The organism is Xenorhabdus yunnanensis (genome assembly GCF_028598805.1).
GTDB classification, from domain to species: domain Bacteria; phylum Pseudomonadota; class Gammaproteobacteria; order Enterobacterales; family Enterobacteriaceae; genus Xenorhabdus; species Xenorhabdus yunnanensis.
Genome location: NZ_JAQRFI010000175.1, coordinates 1 through 1,017, shown reverse-complemented (window position 1 = coordinate 1,017; position 1,017 = coordinate 1). Strand labels below are relative to the sequence as shown.

Annotated in this window: 1 protein-coding gene; it reads right to left on the bottom strand. The window is 42.2% G+C overall.

Annotation, left to right across the window (positions count from 1 at the left end):
* On the bottom strand, positions 1 to 1,017 hold a 1,017-nt coding region (locus tag PSI23_RS21530), incomplete at both ends, for a tyrosine-type recombinase/integrase (RefSeq protein ID WP_306309665.1).

The following is a 1,017-nucleotide window of genomic DNA, read 5'->3' as shown; positions in this document are numbered from 1 at the left end:
CTGCATTAGTTTGTTGAATTTTTCATGCAGCGATTGCGGGTACAGTTCTGTATACACCTGCCATAATACATTCAGTGAACGATGGCCTGTAACCTGAGCCACTTCTTCAATAGAAAAGCCCGCTTCAAATAATCGACTCGCTCCTTCTCTGCGTAGGTCGTGATAGCGGAGGTCTTCAATACCTAGAGCGTTACGGACTATTTGGAATCCTGTTGTTACGCTTTTGGAGTTGTACGGGAATATCAGCTCGCTTGTTCTTGGTTGACGCTGAACAATATTCCACGCTTCACCCAACAACGGCACAGACATATGATTGCCTGTTTTCTTTCGAGGATCTTTCCGATCCCTCACAATGACAGACCTTTGCTTTTCATCTATATCATCCCACCTAATTTTGCACACTTCGCCTATACGCATACAGCTTAGAATTGAGAAATTGAGAATATCTTCATAGGGTATTTTCCCTTCTTTACGGTTGCTACGCTTACGCAAGCCATCAATAAGTTTATCTATTTCTTCTTGCGCTGGTCTTCTGCTGCGTCGCTGGCTTTTACTGATTAACCCCATTTGGGTTAAAAGTGGGCGGGCTTCATGTGCGGGATTTGATACATAGTCTATGTTATAGATTGGCTTGGCTGATTTTAATACTGACGTTAAATAGCTGACATCATGATTAATGGTTGATGGAGTAATACCAGTAGAATGTCTTTGTTTGCAATACTCGATGACATGACTAACTGATAGCTCTGAAAGTGTTAGTTTCGCTAATTCACTATCTAAGAGCATATCTAATACATATTTTTTAGTTCTTCCTGCTTTCCCACCCAAATCTGGATCATTGATGTATTTGTACAGCAAATCACCGACTGTTAAATCCTCGGTATCACTCTGCGTAGGGATCCCGTTTTGCTCCAGTTCAGCAACCCGCATAGCACCCCATGTTTTGGCGTGGGATTGTTTTCCGAATGTGCGGTTCTCTCTGTAAATATATTTACCGCCAGATTTGACACCAACAGT